This is a genomic window from Modestobacter sp. NPDC049651 (assembly GCF_040659695.1).
Lineage (GTDB): Bacteria > Actinomycetota > Actinomycetes > Mycobacteriales > Geodermatophilaceae > Modestobacter.
The window spans coordinates 23,414-40,055 of sequence record NZ_JBFAOG010000021.1 but is presented as its reverse complement, the minus strand read 5'-3'; the positions used below and the strand labels follow the sequence as shown (position 1 = coordinate 40,055).

Annotated in this window: 17 protein-coding genes; 9 read left to right on the top strand and 8 right to left on the bottom strand. The window is 75.6% G+C overall.

Annotation, left to right across the window (positions count from 1 at the left end):
* Positions 1-25: 25 nt before the first annotated feature.
* Positions 26-538, bottom strand: coding sequence for a GNAT family N-acetyltransferase (locus tag AB0J00_RS20335; protein WP_357748447.1), 513 nt, complete (start codon positions 536-538; stop codon positions 26-28).
* A gap of 115 nt (positions 539-653) precedes the next feature.
* Positions 654-2,033: a lysine 2,3-aminomutase gene (locus tag AB0J00_RS20330; RefSeq protein WP_357748444.1), complete on the bottom strand. Its 1,380-nt coding sequence runs from the start codon at positions 2,031-2,033 to the stop codon at positions 654-656.
* A gap of 117 nt (positions 2,034-2,150) precedes the next feature.
* Between AB0J00_RS20330 and AB0J00_RS20325 the strand changes: the two genes are divergently transcribed.
* From AB0J00_RS20325 to AB0J00_RS20290, 8 genes are all read left to right on the top strand, one after another.
* Positions 2,151-3,188, top strand: a complete 1,038-nt coding sequence (locus tag AB0J00_RS20325; RefSeq protein ID WP_357748442.1) for an L-erythro-3,5-diaminohexanoate dehydrogenase — start codon at positions 2,151-2,153, stop codon at positions 3,186-3,188.
* The gene (locus tag AB0J00_RS20320) at positions 3,185-4,750 is read left to right on the top strand and encodes an amidohydrolase family protein (RefSeq protein WP_357748441.1); all 1,566 of its coding nucleotides are present in this window, start codon (positions 3,185-3,187) and stop codon (positions 4,748-4,750) included. Before AB0J00_RS20325 ends, AB0J00_RS20320 begins: the two co-directional genes overlap by 4 nt.
* A 13-nt stretch (positions 4,751-4,763) precedes the next feature.
* A complete protein-coding gene (locus AB0J00_RS20315) occupies positions 4,764-6,365 on the top strand; it encodes a lysine 5,6-aminomutase subunit alpha (protein ID WP_357748439.1) in 1,602 nt (533 codons plus the stop codon).
* A complete protein-coding gene (locus AB0J00_RS20310) occupies positions 6,358-7,119 on the top strand; it encodes an OAM dimerization domain-containing protein (protein ID WP_357748436.1) in 762 nt (253 codons plus the stop codon). Before AB0J00_RS20315 ends, AB0J00_RS20310 begins: the two co-directional genes overlap by 8 nt.
* The gene (locus tag AB0J00_RS20305; RefSeq protein ID WP_357748433.1) at positions 7,116-7,556 is read left to right on the top strand and encodes a hotdog fold domain-containing protein; all 441 of its coding nucleotides are present in this window, start codon (positions 7,116-7,118) and stop codon (positions 7,554-7,556) included. Before AB0J00_RS20310 ends, AB0J00_RS20305 begins: the two co-directional genes overlap by 4 nt.
* Positions 7,557-7,885: 329 nt before the next feature.
* Complete coding sequence (lnt, locus tag AB0J00_RS20300; protein WP_357748430.1) at positions 7,886-9,475, top strand: apolipoprotein N-acyltransferase; 1,590 nt, start codon at positions 7,886-7,888, stop codon at positions 9,473-9,475.
* Positions 9,472-10,287: a polyprenol monophosphomannose synthase gene (locus AB0J00_RS20295; protein ID WP_357748427.1), complete on the top strand. Its 816-nt coding sequence runs from the start codon at positions 9,472-9,474 to the stop codon at positions 10,285-10,287. The genes lnt and AB0J00_RS20295 overlap by 4 nt, the downstream gene beginning before the upstream one ends.
* A gap of 41 nt (positions 10,288-10,328) precedes the next feature.
* Complete coding sequence (locus tag AB0J00_RS20290; protein ID WP_357748426.1) at positions 10,329-10,826, top strand: FxsA family protein; 498 nt, start codon at positions 10,329-10,331, stop codon at positions 10,824-10,826.
* 52 nt (positions 10,827-10,878) lie between these two features.
* On the opposite strand, the gene AB0J00_RS20285 is transcribed toward AB0J00_RS20290, so the two are convergent.
* From AB0J00_RS20285 to AB0J00_RS20265, 5 genes are all read right to left on the bottom strand, one after another.
* On the bottom strand, positions 10,879-11,223 hold the full coding sequence (locus AB0J00_RS20285; protein ID WP_357748423.1) for an RNA polymerase-binding protein RbpA: 345 nt from the start codon (positions 11,221-11,223) through the stop codon (positions 10,879-10,881).
* A gap of 207 nt (positions 11,224-11,430) precedes the next feature.
* Positions 11,431-12,153 carry a thymidine kinase gene (locus AB0J00_RS20280; protein WP_357748419.1) on the bottom strand — a complete coding sequence of 241 codons (723 nt, stop codon included), beginning with the start codon at positions 12,151-12,153 and terminating at the stop codon, positions 11,431-11,433.
* Positions 12,150-13,538 (bottom strand): MFS transporter, encoded by a 1,389-nt coding sequence (locus tag AB0J00_RS20275; RefSeq protein WP_357748416.1) that lies wholly within the window; start codon positions 13,536-13,538, stop codon positions 12,150-12,152. The genes AB0J00_RS20280 and AB0J00_RS20275 overlap by 4 nt, the downstream gene beginning before the upstream one ends.
* 52 nt (positions 13,539-13,590) lie before the next feature.
* Entirely contained in the window at positions 13,591-14,499 is a 909-nt protein-coding gene (locus AB0J00_RS20270) for a lysophospholipid acyltransferase family protein (protein ID WP_357748414.1), read from the bottom strand.
* Positions 14,484-15,260, bottom strand: a complete 777-nt coding sequence (locus tag AB0J00_RS20265; RefSeq protein ID WP_357748412.1) for a glycerophosphodiester phosphodiesterase family protein — start codon at positions 15,258-15,260, stop codon at positions 14,484-14,486. The genes AB0J00_RS20270 and AB0J00_RS20265 overlap by 16 nt, the downstream gene beginning before the upstream one ends.
* A 156-nt stretch (positions 15,261-15,416) precedes the next feature.
* On the opposite strand from AB0J00_RS20265, the gene AB0J00_RS20260 reads away from it, so the two are divergent.
* Complete coding sequence (locus AB0J00_RS20260; RefSeq protein WP_357748410.1) at positions 15,417-15,815, top strand: hypothetical protein; 399 nt, start codon at positions 15,417-15,419, stop codon at positions 15,813-15,815.
* 99 nt (positions 15,816-15,914) lie between these two features.
* Here AB0J00_RS20260 and AB0J00_RS20255 read toward each other — a convergent pair whose 3' ends face one another.
* Positions 15,915-16,175, bottom strand: a complete 261-nt coding sequence (locus AB0J00_RS20255) for a hypothetical protein (protein ID WP_357748408.1) — start codon at positions 16,173-16,175, stop codon at positions 15,915-15,917.
* Between the last annotated feature and the right edge of the window lie 467 nt (positions 16,176-16,642).

Genomic DNA, 16,642 nt, shown 5'->3' with positions numbered 1-16,642 from the left:
CCCGCCCTTCCCGCTCTGCCCGCCCTCAGTCCTCGGGGGCGTCGAGCCGGAAGGCCTCCAGCTCGACGTCGTACCAGCGCCGGGTGCGCCCCAGCGGCGTCATGCCCAGCCGCCGGCACACCGCCAGCGACCGCTCGTTGCCCGGCCGGACGACGGCGTAGACCTCCGGCAGGCCCTGGGTGAACGCCCGGTCCAGGACGGCGCTCGCGGCCTCGGTGGCGTAGCCGCGGCCCCAGCTGTCCGGGTGCAGGTGCCAGCCGACCTCCACCTCGCCGACGCCGCGGGGCAGCGGCTTGAGCAGCAACGTGCCCGCGGTCGGGCCGCCGTCCAGCGGGTCGACCGCCCAGCAGCCGTGCCGCCGGTCCAGCCGGTGCACCAGCGCCCACCGCTCCACCAGCTCCGGCAGCGGCACCGTCGGCGGCCCCCCGACCCAGTCGGTGACCTCCGCGCGGCCGTAGATGTCCGCCAGCCGGGCGAGGTCCGCCGGCTGCGCCGTCCACGGGCGGAGCCGCAGCCGCTCGGTGCACAGCAGTTCCATCCGCGGTGGCTACCGCCGGCCGCTCGGCGGGAAACCAGGCGCGCCGCGCTCGCCGCTGTGCGCTGGGCGCGGCATCGACGGCCGCGACACAGCATCCAGCGCACAGCGGCGGGAGCTAGGCGGGCTGCAGCTCCCCGGCGCCGGCGCGCTGCGCGGCCCACCACTCCTGCCCCTCGGGCGGCAGGGTGTGCACCGGGTCGTGATAGGTGTACCGGCGGTCCAGCGCGGCCTCGTCGGCGCGCTCGATCCCGGTCCGGTAGTTCTTCGTCCAGTAGGAGATGCCGCGCACCCGGTCGTACTCGGCGACCTGGTGCACCCAGCGCTTCCCGACGTAGGGCACGTCGCAGACGATCCGCGGGGTGGCGAACCCGGGCAGGTAGCCCATGAGGTCGTGCTGCAGCGTCTGGGCGTGCGCCAGCGACACCCGCCAGTGCTCGGCCGACGGGATCATGTCGCACATGTAGAAGTAGTACGGCGTCACCGAGGCGCCGTCGGCGAGGGCGAAGCAGAGGTCCAGCAGCTGCCCGGCCGTGGCGTTGACCCCGGCCAGCAGCACCCCCTGGTTGCGGACGTCGCGCACGCCGGCGGCCAGCAGCGCCCGGGTGGCCTCGGCGACCAGCGGCGTCACCGACTGGGCGGCGTTCACGTGGGTGTGCACGGCCAGCGCCACGCCGCGCTCGCGGGCGGTGGTGGCCAGCCGGGTCACGCCGGCCAGGACGTCGTCCTGCAGCCAGTGCTGCGGCAGCCCCATGACGGCCTTGGACGCCAGCCGGACGTCGCGCACCGACTCGATCTCCAGCAGCCCGGCGACGAACGCCTCCAGCGCCCGGAACGGCAGGTTCGCCACGTCCCCGCCGGAGACGACGACGTCCCGCACCCCGGGGTTCGCCCGCAGGTAGGCCAGCATCGCTGCCTGCCGGTCGACCGGCTTGAGGTCGAAGCGGAGCTTGGCGACGGCGGGCGTGGAGTTGCCGACCAGGTCCATCCGGGTGCAGTGGCCGCAGTACTGCGGGCAGGTGGGCAGCAGCTCGGCGAGGACCTTGGTGGGGTAGCGGTGGGTGAGCCCCTCGACGGCCCACATCTCGTGCTCGTGCAGCGAGTCGCGGGCGGCGTGCGGGTGGCTGGCCAGCTCCCCGGGCAGCCGGTCGGAGGCCACGGGGAGCATGTACCGGCGCACCGGGTCGGCGAACATCGCGGCGGTCGAGGGCACCGCCGTACCGTCCCCACCCGGCGCCATGGTGTTGAGCATCTGCGGCGGCAGGAGCAGCGACATCGTCGCCCGGCCGGTCTGGTCGGCCTCGACGTCGGCGTAGAACGACTCGTCCAGCAGGTCGCCGTAGACCGCGCGGAGCTGGCGGACGTTCTTGACGCAGTGCGCACGCTGCCACTGGGCGCTGCGCCACTCGGCGTCGGTCACCCCGGCGAACCCGGGCAGCCGCCGCCAGTCGGGCTCGACCAGCTCGCGGGCGGTGTACTCATAGGGCTGTTCCAGCACGGGTGCTCCCGTCGCCGACGGATCGGATGCGGGCAGCGTACGGAAGAACCACGTCAAAAGGCGACCAGCACAGAGTCTCTTCCGGCAGGATGCCGGTACCGACCGGAAGGAGCACGGGTGGCGATCAGCGCCCTCCAGCGCAGTCTCGGGGTGCACCGGGTGCTGGACCCGCCCGGCGTGCTGCCCCAGGCGGCCGACCGGCTCGACCCGGACCCGGCCATCGGGCCGGACGAGGTGCGCATCGGCGTCCGCCGGCTCAACCTCGACGCGGCGTCGTTCCGGCAGCTGTCCGACGAGCACGGCGGGGACGGCGCCGCGGTGCGCGCCGCCGTGCTGGCGACGATCGAGCGCCGCGGCAAGATGCACAACCCGGTGACCGGCTCCGGCGGCATGCTCACCGGTGTCGTCGAGGAGGTCGGCCACGACTCGCCGCTGGGCCTGTGCCCCGGCGACCGGGTGGCCACCCTGGTGTCGCTGACGCTCACCCCGCTGCGGGTCACCGACGGGCTGGCCCGCTGGGACGGCCGCAGCGAGCAGGTGCCCGCGGAGGGGACGGCGGTGCTCTTCGCCCGCTCGATCGCCGCCGTGCTGCCCGACGACCTGCCCGAGCCGGTGGCGCTGGCGCTGCTGGACGTGTGCGGCGCCCCGGCGCTGACCGAGCGGGTGGTGCACCGGGCCGGTAGGCACGCCTCGGTCGCGGTGCTGGGCGCGGCGGGGAAGTCGGGGAGCCTCAGCCTGGCCGCCGCCCGCGACGCCCGCGCCGGCCGGCTGGTCGGTGTGGTGCGCGACGAGCGGGAGGCGGCCACCCTGCGCGCGACCGGGCTGGCCGGGGAGGTGGTGGTCGCCGACGCCACCGATCCGCTGGCCGTCGCCGCCGCGGTCGGCGAGCCGGTCGACGTCACCGTGGTCTGCGTCGACGTGCCCGGCGCCGAGCACGGGGCGGTCCTCGCGACGGCCGACGGGGGCACCGTGGTCTTCTTCTCCATGGCCACGTCGTTCCCGGCGGCGGCCCTGGGCGCAGAGGGGATGGCAGCGGACGTGACCATGCTGGTCGGCAACGGCTACACACCGGGGCACGCGGCCCTGGCGATGGACCTGTACCGGTCCACCGCCGGGGTGCGGGCCCTGTTCGACGCACGGGTGGGCGCCCGATGAGCGACGTGCTGCTCACCGACGTCACCGTGGGCGACCGGCACGGCCGGGCGCTGCACGTCGTCGACGGCCGGATCGCCTGGCTCGGCGATGCCGCCGACGCGCCGCAGGCCGGGCGGGGCGGGGCGGCCGGGCGGGGCGGGGCGGCCGGGCGGGGCGGGGCGGCCGGGCGGGTGCTGAACTGCGCCGGCGCGCTGCTCACCCCCGCGTTCGTCGACGGGCACGTGCACGCCACCGCCACCGGCCTCGCGCTGACCGGGCTGGACCTGCACGGCGCCGGCAGCGTCCGCGAGACGGTCGCCGCGGTCGCCGCCCAGGCCGCCGCGCAGCCCACCGGCACGATCCTGGGCACCGGGTGGGACGAGACCGGCTGGCCGGAGGGGCGCGGCCTCACCCGCGCCGACCTCGACGCCGCCGTCGGCGACCGCCCGGCCTACCTGGCCCGGGTCGACGTGCACTCCGCGACCGTCTCCACCGCCCTGCTGGACCGGGTGCCCGGCATCAGCGAGCTGCCCGGGTTCTCCGCCGACGGGCAGCTGCGGCTCGACGCGCACCACGCCGTCCGGCAGGTCGCCTACGGCTCGGTCGACCCGGCGCAGCGGCGCGCGGCGCAGCGGGCCACCCTCGACGCCGCCGCGCGGCTGGGCATCGGCACGCTGCACGAGATGTCCGGCCCCGAGGTCTCCGGCGCCGAGGACCTGGCCGGGCTGCTGCAGCTGGCCGGCGAGCGGCCCGGCCCGGAGGTGGTCGGCTACTGGGGCGAGCTGGCGTCGCTGGGCGGGCTGGACGTCGTCCGCGAGCTGCGGCTGGCCGGCGCGGGCGGCGACCTGTTCGCCGACGGCGCGTTCGGCTCGCACACCGCCGCGCTCTCGACGCCCTACACCGACCGGCCCGGCACCTCGGGCGCGCTCCGGTTCGACGACGCCCAGCTGGTCGAGCACGTGCGGGCGTGCACCGCGGCCGGCGTGCAGGCCGGCTTCCACGTGATCGGGGACGCCGCGGTCGCCCAGGTGGTGGCCGCGGTCGCCGCCGTCGCCGACGAGCTGGGGCAGGCCGCCGTCCGGGCCTGCCGGCACCGGCTGGAGCACCTGGAGATGGTCGACGACGCGACCATCGCGCAGCTGCGCCGGCTCGGGATGGTCGCCAGCGTGCAGCCGGCCTTCGACGCGGCCTGGGGCGGGCCGACCGCGATGTACGCCGAGCGGCTGGGCGTCGAGCGGGCCGCGGCCACCAACCCGTTCGCCGACCTAATCGACGGCGACGTCCCGCTGGCGCTGGGCAGCGACGCGCCGGTCACGCCGCTGGACCCGTGGGGCGGGGTGTACGCCGCGGTCGACCACACCACCCCCGGCTCCGGGCTGCGCCCGTTCGACGCGTTCGACGCCGCCACCCACGGCGGGTGGGTGGCGGCGCGCCGCGAGCACGCCGCCGGCCCCCTGGGCATCGGGGCGCCCGCGCACCTGGCGCTGTGGGAGACCACCGAGACGCTGGCCGCGGTGCTGGCCACCCGCACCCGCCCGGCCTGCCGGGCGCTGCTGGTGGCGGGGGAGGAGGTCCCCAGGTGAGGAAGGGAGCACGATGAGCGGGCTGACCCTCGACCCGGCGCTGGTGGCGCGGGCCCGGGAGCTCGCCGCCCGGGCCGCGGCCCCGGTGGTCGACCTCGCGCAGACGCACACCACGGTGAGCGTGGAGCGGGCGGTGCTGCGGCTGGCCGGGCTGACCGGCACCGACCCGGTGACGGGGGAGGTCACGGGTGGGCGGGCCGGGGAGCAGACCGACCGGGTGCCGTGGGTGAACCGGGTGGTCGACGCCGTGCGCGAGCAGGTCGGCCTGGAGCACGGGGTGGCGCTGCCGGTGTGGCACGCGATCACCAGCGGCCGGGCGTCCGGGCTGCCGGAGCTGGCCGAGCAGGTCGGCGCGGGCACCGCCCGGTTCACCCTGCCCACAGACCCGGAGCCGGCCCGGCACGCCGCCCGGGCCGCCGTCTCCGCGGGCATCGCCCGGATCGACGCCAACCGGGCCCGCCGGGAGGAGCTGGTCACGCAGCTCGGGGACCCGCCGCGCCGTCCGTGGATCTACCTGATCGTGGCCACCGGCGACATCCACGAGGACGTGCCGCAGGCCCAGGCCGCGGCCCGCGCGGGCGCCGACGTCATCGCCGTCATCCGCTCCACCGGGCAGTCGCTGCTGGACTACGTGCCCGAGGGTGCCACCCGCACCGGGTACGCGGGCACGTACGCCACCCAGGAGAACTTCCGGATCATGCGCGCGGCGCTGGACGAGGTGGGCGCCGAGCTCGGCCGCTACGTCCGGCTGACGAACTACGCCTCCGGGCTGTGCATGCCCGAGATCGCGGTGCTGGCCGGCCTCGAGCGGCTGGACATGATGCTCAACGACGCGATGTACGGGATCCTCTTCCGCGACATCAACCCGCGGCGCACCTTCGTCGACCAACGGTTCAGCCGGATGGTGCACGCCCGCGCCGGGATCATCATCAACACCGGCGAGGACAACTACCTCACCACCGCCGACGCCGTCGACGAGGCGCACACCGTCACCGTCAGCCAGCTGCTCAACGAGCGGCTCGCGCGCGAGGCGGGCCTGGCCGACTGGCAGCTGGGCCTGGGCCACGCGTTCGAGATCGACCCGGACCGGCGGGAGTCCTTCCGGCTGGAGCTCGCGCACGCGCTGCTGGCCCGCGCGCTGTTCCCCGACGCGCCGCTCAAGTGGATGCCGCCGACCAAGCACATGACCGGCGACGTCTTCCGCGGCTACCTGCTCGACGGGTTCTTCAACCTCGCCGGGGCGCTCACCGGTCAGGGCATCCTGCTGGTCGGGATGATGACCGAGGCCGTGGTCACCCCGTGGCTGAGCGACCGGGACCTGGCGCTGCGCAACGTCCGGTACGTGCTCGACGCCGCCGGCGGGCTGGCCGAGGACTTCGCGCCGCCGCCCGGCGGGTTCATCGACCGCCGGGCGCACACCGTGCTCATCGAGGCGGTCGGCCTGCTGGAGCGGATCGCCGACCACCCCGAGGGGCTGATCCAGGCGATCGCCGACGGCACCTTCGGCATCACCAAGCGGTCCCCGGACGGCGGCAAGGGCCTGGACGGCGTGGCCCGGCTCGCCCCCGGCGCCTACAACCCGGCACTCGAGCTGCTGGCGGCCGTCCATGCCTGACGGCACGATCGTGCGGCCCTACGGCGACACCACCGGCGACGGGATGGTGCAGACGTCGTTCACCCTCCCGGTGCCCCCCGGGCCGCGGGCGGACGGCGCGGCGCTGCAGCTCGCCGCGAAGATGGGCATCGAGCCGGCGATGGTGGTGCACAGCCACGGCATCGGAGGCGGGGCGTCGGGCGCCGAGTTCACGTTCTTCGTCGTCTACGGGCCGGTGCGGCACCTGGTCGACCTCGACGCCGTCCAGGTGGAGGAGCGGGCCTACCCGCTGCTGTCGCCGTCCGAGGTGGACGCCGCGGTGAAGACCCGGCTGCGGCGCGCCCTGGTGGTGCTCGGCGCCTGCATCGGCACCGACGCGCACACCGTGGGCATCGACGCGATCCTCAACCTCAAGGGGTTCGCGGGGGAGAAGGGCCTGGAGTACTACCGGGAGCTGCAGGTGACCAACCTGGGCGCCCAGGTGAGCGTGCCGGACCTGGTGCGCACCGCCCGCGCCCGCCGGGCCGACGCCGTGCTGGTCTCCCAGGTGGTCACCCAGAAGGACGCGCACCTGCGCAACACCCGGGAGCTCGCCGGCGCGTTCCGGGAGGCGATGGGGGAGTCCCGGCCGCTGCTGGTCGTCGGCGGCCCCCGGTTCGACCCGGCGATGGCCGCCGACCTCGGCGTCGACAAGGTCTTCGGCCGGGGGACGACGCCCGGCGAGGTGGCCAGCTACCTGGTGCACGCCCTGGTGCCCACGGAGGAGACGACATGAGCGACGCCGACCTCAGGCTCGGGTTGACGGTCACCCACCGCCGGTACGTGCCGTACGCGCACGCCCACTACGGCGGACACCTCGTCGACGGCGCGTACACCCTGGGGCTGTTCGGCGACGTCGCCACCGAGGTCGCGATCCGCGGCGACGGCGACGAGGGCCTGCTGGCCGGGTACTCGGAGGTCAGCTTCCTGGCTCCGGTGCAGGCCGGCGACGTGCTCGAGGCCTCCTGCGAGGTGGTGCGGGTCGGCCGGCGCAGCCGCGAGCTGCGCTGCTGGGCGGAGGTGGTGGCCCGGGCCGATCCCGACCGCGGCCCCTCGGCGGCCCGGGTGCTGGACCCGCCGCTGCGCGTGGTCGAGGCCACCGCGACGCTCGTCGTCCCCGCCCCGACCTCGGACGACGCCGTCTCGGTGCAGCCGCAGCAAGATCTGGGGTAACGGTTCCATAACGGACCATCACGTGCACACCGGATGGCGTGGCGGCCCGCCGAGGAGTCCCTAGGGTCCACGGCAGCTCCACACGGGACCGTGTTCCCGACGTCCGCCGTGCGGGGCCCCGCGTCACCAGACAACGTCGCCACGGCCGCATCCAGCGGCCTCCGGCGGCGGCCCGAAGGCGCGGGGCTCCCCGGCCGGTCGTCCACCTTCCCGCGGCCGCGCGTCCCGGGTGGAGTTCCGGCGGTGGAGGTCCGGCAGGCGCCCAGCCCGGGATGCGATGCTGGAGGCGCCGCCGGGGCACTGGGCCCCGGCCAGCACGGAGGGCGGCGGTGCCGGCAGTGGTCGCGACCGGCACGCATCCCGCGCAGACCCCGCCCGCCACCCCGGCCCGCCCCGGACGCCTGCTGCCCTGGCGCACCCTGCTTGCCGCCGCCGGTGGTCTCGCCCTCTTCCTGTCCTTCCCCGGCGCCGCGGTGTCGTGGCTCGCGCCGCTCGGCCCCGCCGCGCTCGCGCTGGCCGTGCACGGCCGCCGGTTCCGCGGCGGGCTGTGGCTGGGCCTGGTGCTCGGCCTGGTGTTCCTGGCCCCGCTGCTGTCCTGGACCGGCATCTACGTCGGCGCCTTCCCCTGGCTCGCGCTGGCGGTCACCGAGGCGCTCTACCTGGCGCTGCTGGGCGGCGCCACGGCGCTGGTGTCCCGGCTGCCGGCCTGGCCGCTGTGGACTGCGGCGCTGTGGGTCGCCGACGAGGCGCTGCGCAGCCGCTGGCCGCTGGGCGGCTTCCCCTGGGGCCGGCTCGCCTTCAGCCAGCCCGAGGGCCCCTTCACCGCGCTGGCCGCCTACGGCGGGGCGCCGCTGGTCAGCTTCGCGGTGGCGCTCACCGGCACCCTGCTGGCCGCCGCGGTGCTGGCGGTGGCCCGGCGCCGGCGGCGGGCCGGGGTGCTGGCGCTGGCCGGTGCGGTCGCCGTCCCCGCGCTCGGCGCGCTGGCCTGGCTGCCGCTGGCCGGCCCGTCGCTGACCGAGGGCGGCCCCACCCGCACCGTGGCGGTCGTGCAGGGCAACGTGCCGCGGGCCGGGCTGGACTTCAACGCCCAGCGCCGCGCGGTGCTGGACAACCACGCCACCCAGACCCGGCGGCTGGCCGCCGAGGTCGCCGCCGGCCGGGCCGCCCAGCCCGACCTGGTCATCTGGCCGGAGAACAGCTCCGACATCGACCCGTACACCAACGACGACGCCGCCGCGGCCATCTCCGACGCCGCCCGGGCCATCGGGGCACCGATCCTGGTCGGCGCGGTCGTCGAGGGACCCGGCCGGTACCTGTCCAACACCGGCATCGTCTGGGACCCGGTCACCGGTCCCGGCGACACCTACGTGAAGCAGCACCCGGTGCCGCTGGCCGAGTACGTGCCGGCCCGGTCGTTCTTCCGGTTCTTCAGCTCCGACGTCGACCGGGTGCACGACTTCGTGCACGGCACCGGCGGCGGCAACCTGGCGATCGGCGGCGCGGCGGTCGGGGACGTCATCTGCTTCGAGGTGGCCTACGACGGGCTGGTCTCCGACGTCGTCCGCGGCGGCGCCGGCATGGTCGTGGTGCAGACCAACAACGCCACGTTCGGGCGCACCGACGAGAGCGCGCAGCAGCTGGCCATGGGCCGGCTGCGCGCCGTCGAGTTCGGCCGCACCGTCGTGGTGGCCGCCACCAGCGGCATCAGCGCGGTCATCGCCCCGGACGGCTCGCTGGTCGACCGGTCGGAGCTGTTCACCGCGGACACGTTCGTGCGGGACGTCGCCCAGCGGTCGCAGGCGACGCTCGCCCAGCGGCTGGGCGCCGGCCCGGAGTGGGTGCTGACCGCGCTGGGCACCGGAGCCGCGCTGGTCGTCGTCGCCGCCGGGGTGCGGCGCCGCCGGGCGGGGAACCGGTGAGCGAGCCGCAGCTGCCGGACGGCGAGCTCGGACCGGTGCTGGTCGTCGTCCCCACCTACGACGAGGTCGAGAACCTCGGTCCGGTGCTGGACCGGCTGGCCGCCGCCGTGCCCACCGCGCACGTGCTGGTGGTCGACGACGACTCGCCGGACGGCACCGGGGAGCTCGCCGACGCGCGGGCCGCCGCGGACCCCCGGGTGCACGTGCTGCACCGGCCCGGGAAGTCCGGGCTGGGCCCGGCGTACGTGGCCGGGTTCCGCTGGGCCGCCGAGCACGGCTACGCCGTCGTGGTGGAGATGGACGCCGACGGCTCCCACCCGCCGGAGCGGCTGCCGGCGCTGCTGACCGCGCTGCGCGGGGCCGACCTGGTGCTGGGCTCCCGCTGGGTGCCCGGCGGCCGGGTGCTGGACTGGCCGCGGTACCGGCTGGCGCTCTCCCGGATCGGCAACGTCTACACCCGCTGGGCGCTGCGGATGCCGCTGGCCGACGCCACCGGCGGCTTCCGGGCCGCACGGGCCGGGCTGCTGGCGCAGTTGCCGTTCGACGAGGTGGCCAGCCAGGGCTACTGCTTCCAGGTCGACTGGGCCTGGCGGGCGGTGCGGGCGGGCGCCCGGGTGGTCGAGGTGCCGATCACGTTCAGCGAACGCACAGCCGGCCGGAGCAAGATGAGCACCTCGATCGTTGGGGAAGCGCTGGCACGGGTCACCTGGTGGGGCCTGACCGACCGGTTGGCCGACTGGCTGCCGGGCAGGGTCCGCCGTCCGGTGCCGGCGCGAGCCCGCGGGGGACGGCGGACCCAGGCGCTGCAGTAGGTGCAGCACCGGCCGTCCGGCGCGGGAATGAGGAGGAGCACATGCCTGCAGGACGCGCGTCGTCCCGGCTGCGGCTGGTGTTCGGGCTCTGGGCGGCGGCCGAGGTCGCCGGTTACGTGCTCGTCGCGAGCCAGATCGGTCTGGGCTGGACGATCCTGCTCACCCTGGCCACCAGTGCGCTGGGCGGGCTGCTGCTCGCCCGGCAGGGCACCCGGGCGCTGGCCGAGCTGCGCACCCGGGCGCAGGAGAACCGGGCGCCCGGCCGGGCGCTCGGCGATGCCGGGCTCGTCGCGGCCGGTGGCCTGCTGATGGTGCTGCCCGGCTTCCTGGGCGACCTGCTCGGGCTGCTGTGCCTGCTGCCCGGCACCCGGGCGCTGCCGCGGGCGCTGGTCGCCCGCGGGCTGCTGCGCCGGCTGCCCGACCGGCTGCGCGGCCCGGTGCACGTGCAGGCCACCCGGTCGGGCCCGGCGACCACCGGAGCGGTGCCCCCGCACCCGGGGGAGGGGCCCCGGGTCATCGAGGGCGAGATCGTCCGCTGAACGCAGATCGGCCCCGGTGGGAGTTCCCACCGGGGCCGATCTCCAGCTCAGGTCAGCTGGCGCGGGTGCGGCGACCGCGGAGCACCTCGAGCCGCTCGGCGAGGACCTCCTCGAGGTCGTCGACGGAGCGCCGCTCGAGCAGCATGTCCCAGTGGGTGCGCGGCGGCTTGACCTTCTTGGGGGCCGGCTCGGAGCCGCCCACCAGCTTGGCCGCGCTGCCGTCGAACTTGCACTCCCAGGTGTCCGGGATCTCCGCGTCGTCGGCGAAGGGCACCGTGACGAGGTGGCCCTGCGCGCACTTGTACTCGGCGTACTGCCGCTCGATCGGCGCGGTGTTGCGCTCGGTCTCGTAGCTCACGCTGCCCAGTCGGCTGCCCCGCAGGGATCGCTCGCCCATGGCACACCGTCCTCTCGTGCTGATGTCGGTCGGTTCGTGGACTTCCCGGGCAGCCGCATGCGTACGCATCCGGTGCGGGGTGTCGCAGGGGTCAACGACAGATTGCGGGATGAGATTCCGCTGTCGTCAGCAGTTCATCATCGCACGGGGTGATGGATGCACCCTCAACCACCCCCTACGGGTGACCTCGGGCCCCGTCCGGCCCGGTCAGCGCAGGGCCAGCTGCCCCGGTCCGGTGGGGGTCGGGCCGAGCTGTCCGCGGACGTGGTGGCCGCGGCAGAGCACCTGGTAGTGCACCGGGCCGCCGTCGTCCGCCGCCGGGGTGGGGGAGGTGTCGGCGACCACGACCGTCTCGCCCTCGCGGACCACAGCCCCGCCCACGACGCGGGCGTTGAGCAGCCCGGGCAGGCCGCACCAGCACAGCACCTGGACCTGCACCCGCTGCACCTCGTCGGCGAGCTCGAACAGCCGCTGGGTGCCGGGGAACAGCCGGGTGCGGAAGTCGGTGGTCAGCCCGAACGCGAAGACGTCGACGTGCGACTCGTCGACCAGCTCGGCCAGCTGCTCCACCTGCTCGCCGGTGAGGAACTGCGCCTCGTCGACGATGAGGTAGTCGACCCGGGAGCCCGCCGCCCACCGATCCCGGACGAGCAGCCGGACGTCGGTGCCGGCGTCGACGTCGACGGCCGGCCGGGTCAGCCCCACCCGCGAGCTGATCTGCGGCGCCCCCGAGCGGTCGCCCTGGGTCAGCAGCAGGCCGTGGCGGCCCTGCCGGTGCTGGTTGTGGTCGACCTGCAGCGCGAGCGTGGACTTCCCGCAGTCCATCGGCCCGTGGAAGAACACCAGGTGCGCGGGCGCGGGGTGCCGGCGGCGGTCCCCGGCGACCGGGACGCTGTGGGGCGCGGGCAGGGAGTCGGGCAGGGGGGTCACAGACGCTCCGGTGGGGTGTTGCCGGCCTCGACGATGGCCCGCCGCATGGGCAGCCGCCAGAAGAGCAGGCCGCCGACGACGAAGAACAGCACGAGGCTCGTGATCGCGTTCCGGTAGGAACCGGTGAGCTGGTAGGTGAGGGCGAACAGGAACGGGCCGAGCCAGCTGGTGCCGCGGTCGCTGATCTCGTAGAGGCCGAAGTACTCCGCCTCCCGGCCCGGCGGGATGAGCTGGCTGAACAGCGAACGGGACAGCGCCTGGGTGCCGCCGAGCACGAAGCCGATGACCGCGGCCAGCAGGTAGAACTGGACGGCGGACCCGGCGGCGATGAAGAAGGCGGCGACCAGCACCGCCGTCCAGACGACGAGGCTGCCCAGCACCGTGCGCTTGGCGCCGACCGCGACGGCGATCCGGCCCAGCACGGCCGCGCCGGCGAACGCGACCACCTGGACCAGCAGGATCGCCGACACGAGCGTGGTCTGGGACAGCCCCAGCTCGTCGTCCCCGAACTGCGCGGCGACGCCGATGACGGTCTGCACGCCGTCGTTGAACAGCAGGTAGGCACCGAGGAACCACAGCGTGAGCCGGTACCCGCGCAGGTGCCGGAGGGTGTCGCAGAGCTGCCGGAACCCGCCGGACAGCGCGCCGCCCCCGGCCGGGACGACGGCGCGCGGCGGCCGGTTGCGCAGCAGCGCGACGCTGACCACGGAGAAGCCGGCCCACCAGACGCCGGCCGAGGCCAGGCAGATGCGCACCGACTGGCCCTCGGTGAGGCCCAGGGAGTCGTGCGCGGTGAACAGCACCAGGTTCGCCGCGAGCAGCAGCGCCCCGCCCGCGTAGCCGATCGCCCACCCGCGGCTGGAGACCGCGTCGCGGGAGTCGGGGTCGGCGAGGTCGGGCAGCCACGAGTAGTAGACGACGATGCTGGCGCCGTAGCAGAGGTTGGCCACGATGAACAGCGCCGCACCCAGCAGGTAGCGGCCGTCGCTGACGGTGAACAGCGCCAGGGTGGCCACCGACCCGATGCCGGCCAGCACCGCCAGCAGCTGCCGCTTGGCGCCGCTGCGGTCGGCGATCGCGCCGGTGACCGGCAGGACGACGACCTGCAGCAGCACCGACAGCGACAGCAGGTAGCCCCAGAAGCTGCCCGGCGGGACCGCGATGCCCAGCGGGTGGATCCGGCCGTCGCTGCCGGCGGCGTCCTCGGCGACGCTGGTCAGGTACGGCCCGAGGAAGACGGTGGTCACCGAGGTGGTGAACACCGAGTTCGCCCAGTCGTAGGAGTACCAGCCGAACCGCTCGCGGCGCTGGGCGCGGTCCACCGCGGCACCCGCCCCGCCGACCCCTGCCCCGCCGACCGGCTGGCCGCTCACCTGCTCGTGCACCGGCGCAGCGTGCCAGCCGGCCGGGCGCCGGTCCAGCACCGGGCGGGCCGGGTCACGGCACGTCGTCCGGCACGACCCCGCCGGGGTAGGCCGCGGTCGCGGTGGTCGGCCGGGTGGGGTCGGCGAAGGCGACCCGGTCGGCCGGCTCCCCGGCCCGAAGCGGCACCAGGCCCCGGGTGATGGCCGCGGCGATCCGCATCCGCGCCCGGTGGGCGTCACCCACCCGGCCGGCCTGCAGGTCGTCGAGCCGCACCGGCGGGCCGATGTGCACCCGCAGCGCGGGCTGGCGCCACACCGCCCGCAGGAGGGTGCGCAGCTTGCCCCAGTCGTTGCCGTACCGGAGCACCTCGTGCGCGCCCCACTGGCTGACCGGCACCACCGGGACGCCGGCGGTGAGCGCCAGCCGGGCGAGCCCCGTGCGGCCGCGCTCGGGCCAGCCGTCCGGCGCCAGGCCGACCCGACCCTCGGGGTAGGCGACGACGTGCGCGCCGTGCGCCAACGCGGTCCTGGTGACCCGCAGGGCGTGCGCGGCGACGTCGGTGCCCCGGTCGACGCGGACGCCGCCGGAGCGCTCCAGCAGCGGGCCGACCACCGGGGTGGTGATGATGCCGCGGGTGACCAGGAACCGCGGGGTGACGCCGATCTTGTTCAGCGCGGCGGCGACCAGCAGCGTGTCGTAGTCGCCGATGTGGTTGGCGGCGAACAGCACCGGGCCGCGGCGCAGCTCCTCGGGCAGCGAGCCGGTGACCTGCAGCCGGCCGGGCAGGTGGGCCACCGGCGGCGTCCAGACCGTGAGCATCAGCCGCCAGAACCACCACGGCGGCGAGGCGGCGATCGCGAGCTCGCGGGCGAACCAGTCCGGGTCGTCCGGCGCGACCTCGCCGGCCAGGTGCGGCGGCAGGGGAGGCGCAGCCGGACGCCAGCCGGCCAGTCGGGCGCGCAGGCTCACGCGGCCGTCCACGCGCCGCGGTCCTTGAGGACGTCGCGCAGCATCCGCGGCCGGTCGGTCATGATCCCGTCGACACCGAGGTCCAGCAGGTCGGCGGCCTCCTGCTCGTCGTCGACGGTCCACACGTGCACCTGCAGGCTGCGGGCGTGCGCGGCGGCGATGAACCGCTCGTCGACCAGCGGGCGCCCGCCGAGGTTGAGCGGCACCTGCGCGCAGCCGGCCTGGATCCGCACCAGCCCGGCGGCCCGCGGCGAGTACGACGACAGCCGCAGCGCCGCCACCCCCTTGGGCCCGAGCGAGGTGCACACCTCGGGGCCGAAGACCCGGCGGGCGGCGGCGATCCGCGCGTCGGAGAACGAGCCCAGGCAGATCCGCTCCTCGACGCGCAGCCGGCGCACCAGCCGGACCAGCGGGGCGAGCACTCCGGCGGCCTTGACGTCGAGGTTGAACTTCACGTCCGGCCAGGCGCCCAGCAGGTCCTCCAGCCGGACGACGGGGTGGCGACCGCCGATGAGCGCGGTCGACACCTCCCGCCAGGGCAGCGACTCGATCCGCCCCTCGCGGTCGGTGACCCGGTCCAGCGTGGGGTCGTGGAAGGCGACGAGCACGCCGTCGGAGGTCACCCGGACGTCGGTCTCCAGGTACCGGTAGCCCAGTTCCACGCACGCCTCGAAGGCCGGCATGGTGTTCTCGACGTGCTCGATCGCACCGCCGCGGTGGGCCATCGCCAACGGGGTGGGCTCGTCGAGGAAGGCGAAACGCGAGCCCGGCACCCCGTCACGCTAGCGACCGTCCCGACGGCGCGCTCCCCGGGTCCCCAGCGGCCCGTCCGGCGCTCCTCGTGGGCCGGCCGGCGGGCGTGTCCTCGTGGGCCGGCCGGCGGGCGTGTCCGCGCGGGCGTCGCGGAACTCGGCGTCTACGGTCCCGGTGTGGCAACTGAGCAGGAGGCGGTCACCCGCCGGGGGGCCCGCCGTCGCCGAGAGGCCGCCGAGGAGCGTCGCTGCGGGTGGTGCCGGAACGTGCTGCCCACCCAGGAGTCCGTCGGCCGGCCCCGGCTGTACTGCGGTCAGGCGTGCCGGCAGCGGGCGTACGAGCAGCGCTCGGCGACCGCGAAGGCGGGGCTGTCCGACGACGTGGTGCTGGTGACCCGGGCGGAGCTCGACGGGCTGCAGGACCGGCTCTACCAGCTGCGGTGCGCCATCGAGGACGTGCAGACGCTGCTCACCGAGAAGCCCACCAAGGCCGAGCTCGAGGCCTCGCTGGCGGAGCTGGTCCGGTCGACCGGGCGGCTCGACCGGCTGTGGTTGTCGGGGCGTGCCGCGGGCTGAGGTGCGCCCGGGTGACCCCGATTGCGTCACCGTGACGGAACGAGGGGCGGGGACGGCGGTCGACGGGGGAGCACACCCACCCGGCGACCACCGCCACGGTCAGCCCTTGTCGGGGTCCTCGTTCTGGTCGCGGTCGCTGTTGGGCGTGGTGTTCGCCGGGTCCTGCGCCGAGGGGACCGCACCCTGGGACGTGCTGCCCGGGTCGGCACCCTCGGTGCTCGTGCTGTCGTCGTCGGTCGTGCCGTCGTTGCGCTCCGTGCCGCCGCCGGCGGCGTCTCCACTGCAGGCGGTCAGGACGGCCGGCCCGCCGGCCAGTGTCAGCGCGAGGAGCAGGGCGGCCACCGGACGTCGGATGTTCATGACCCGACCCTACGAAGGGTTGGCGCGCACCGCGCGTCGGAACCGGCCAGACCCGTGCCGATACGTCACAGTGACGTATCCCGAGGGGTGTCCGCGGTACCAGGGGAGCAGGGCGCCGGACCGCCCGAGAGGACCATCCGCGCCGCCGAGACCGGCAGCACAACGGATGATCTTGGTCGGCGGCGAGCCGCCGGGGGAGTTGATCATGGAGCGCCGCCGGCAGTGGGTGGACGACTCGGCTACCGCCTGCCGACCGGTCGACCCGCCGCCGTACGGGACGCCCGCCGGGACTCGGCCGCCACGTCAGGGCACAGACGTCGGCACGCCACATCGAACCGGCGACGAGAGCCGGGACGCACCGGCTCATCCGGTCAGGAACGACATGGACGACACCTGGTCGCCGGCCGGCGTGAGCCCCTCCCGGCCCTGGTCATCGCTGCGCCGATAATCGACATTATGTCAAGTCA

Bases quoted from the DNA above. Each gene is read 5' to 3' on its own strand.
- AB0J00_RS20335 (WP_357748447.1), bottom strand. From the start codon at position 538: ATGGAACTGCTGTGCACCGAGCGGCTGCGGCTCCGCCCGTGGACGGCG.
- AB0J00_RS20320 (WP_357748441.1), top strand. From the start codon at position 3,185: ATGAGCGACGTGCTGCTCACCGACGTCACCGTGGGCGACCGGCACGGC.
- AB0J00_RS20305 (WP_357748433.1), top strand. From the start codon at position 7,116: ATGAGCGACGCCGACCTCAGGCTCGGGTTGACGGTCACCCACCGCCGG.
- AB0J00_RS20310 (WP_357748436.1), top strand. From the start codon at position 6,358: ATGCCTGACGGCACGATCGTGCGGCCCTACGGCGACACCACCGGCGAC.
- AB0J00_RS20255 (WP_357748408.1), bottom strand. From the start codon at position 16,175: ATGAACATCCGACGTCCGGTGGCCGCCCTGCTCCTCGCGCTGACACTG.
- AB0J00_RS20290 (WP_357748426.1), top strand. From the start codon at position 10,329: ATGCCTGCAGGACGCGCGTCGTCCCGGCTGCGGCTGGTGTTCGGGCTC.
- AB0J00_RS20315 (WP_357748439.1), top strand. From the start codon at position 4,764: ATGAGCGGGCTGACCCTCGACCCGGCGCTGGTGGCGCGGGCCCGGGAG.
- AB0J00_RS20285 (WP_357748423.1), bottom strand. From the start codon at position 11,223: ATGGGCGAGCGATCCCTGCGGGGCAGCCGACTGGGCAGCGTGAGCTAC.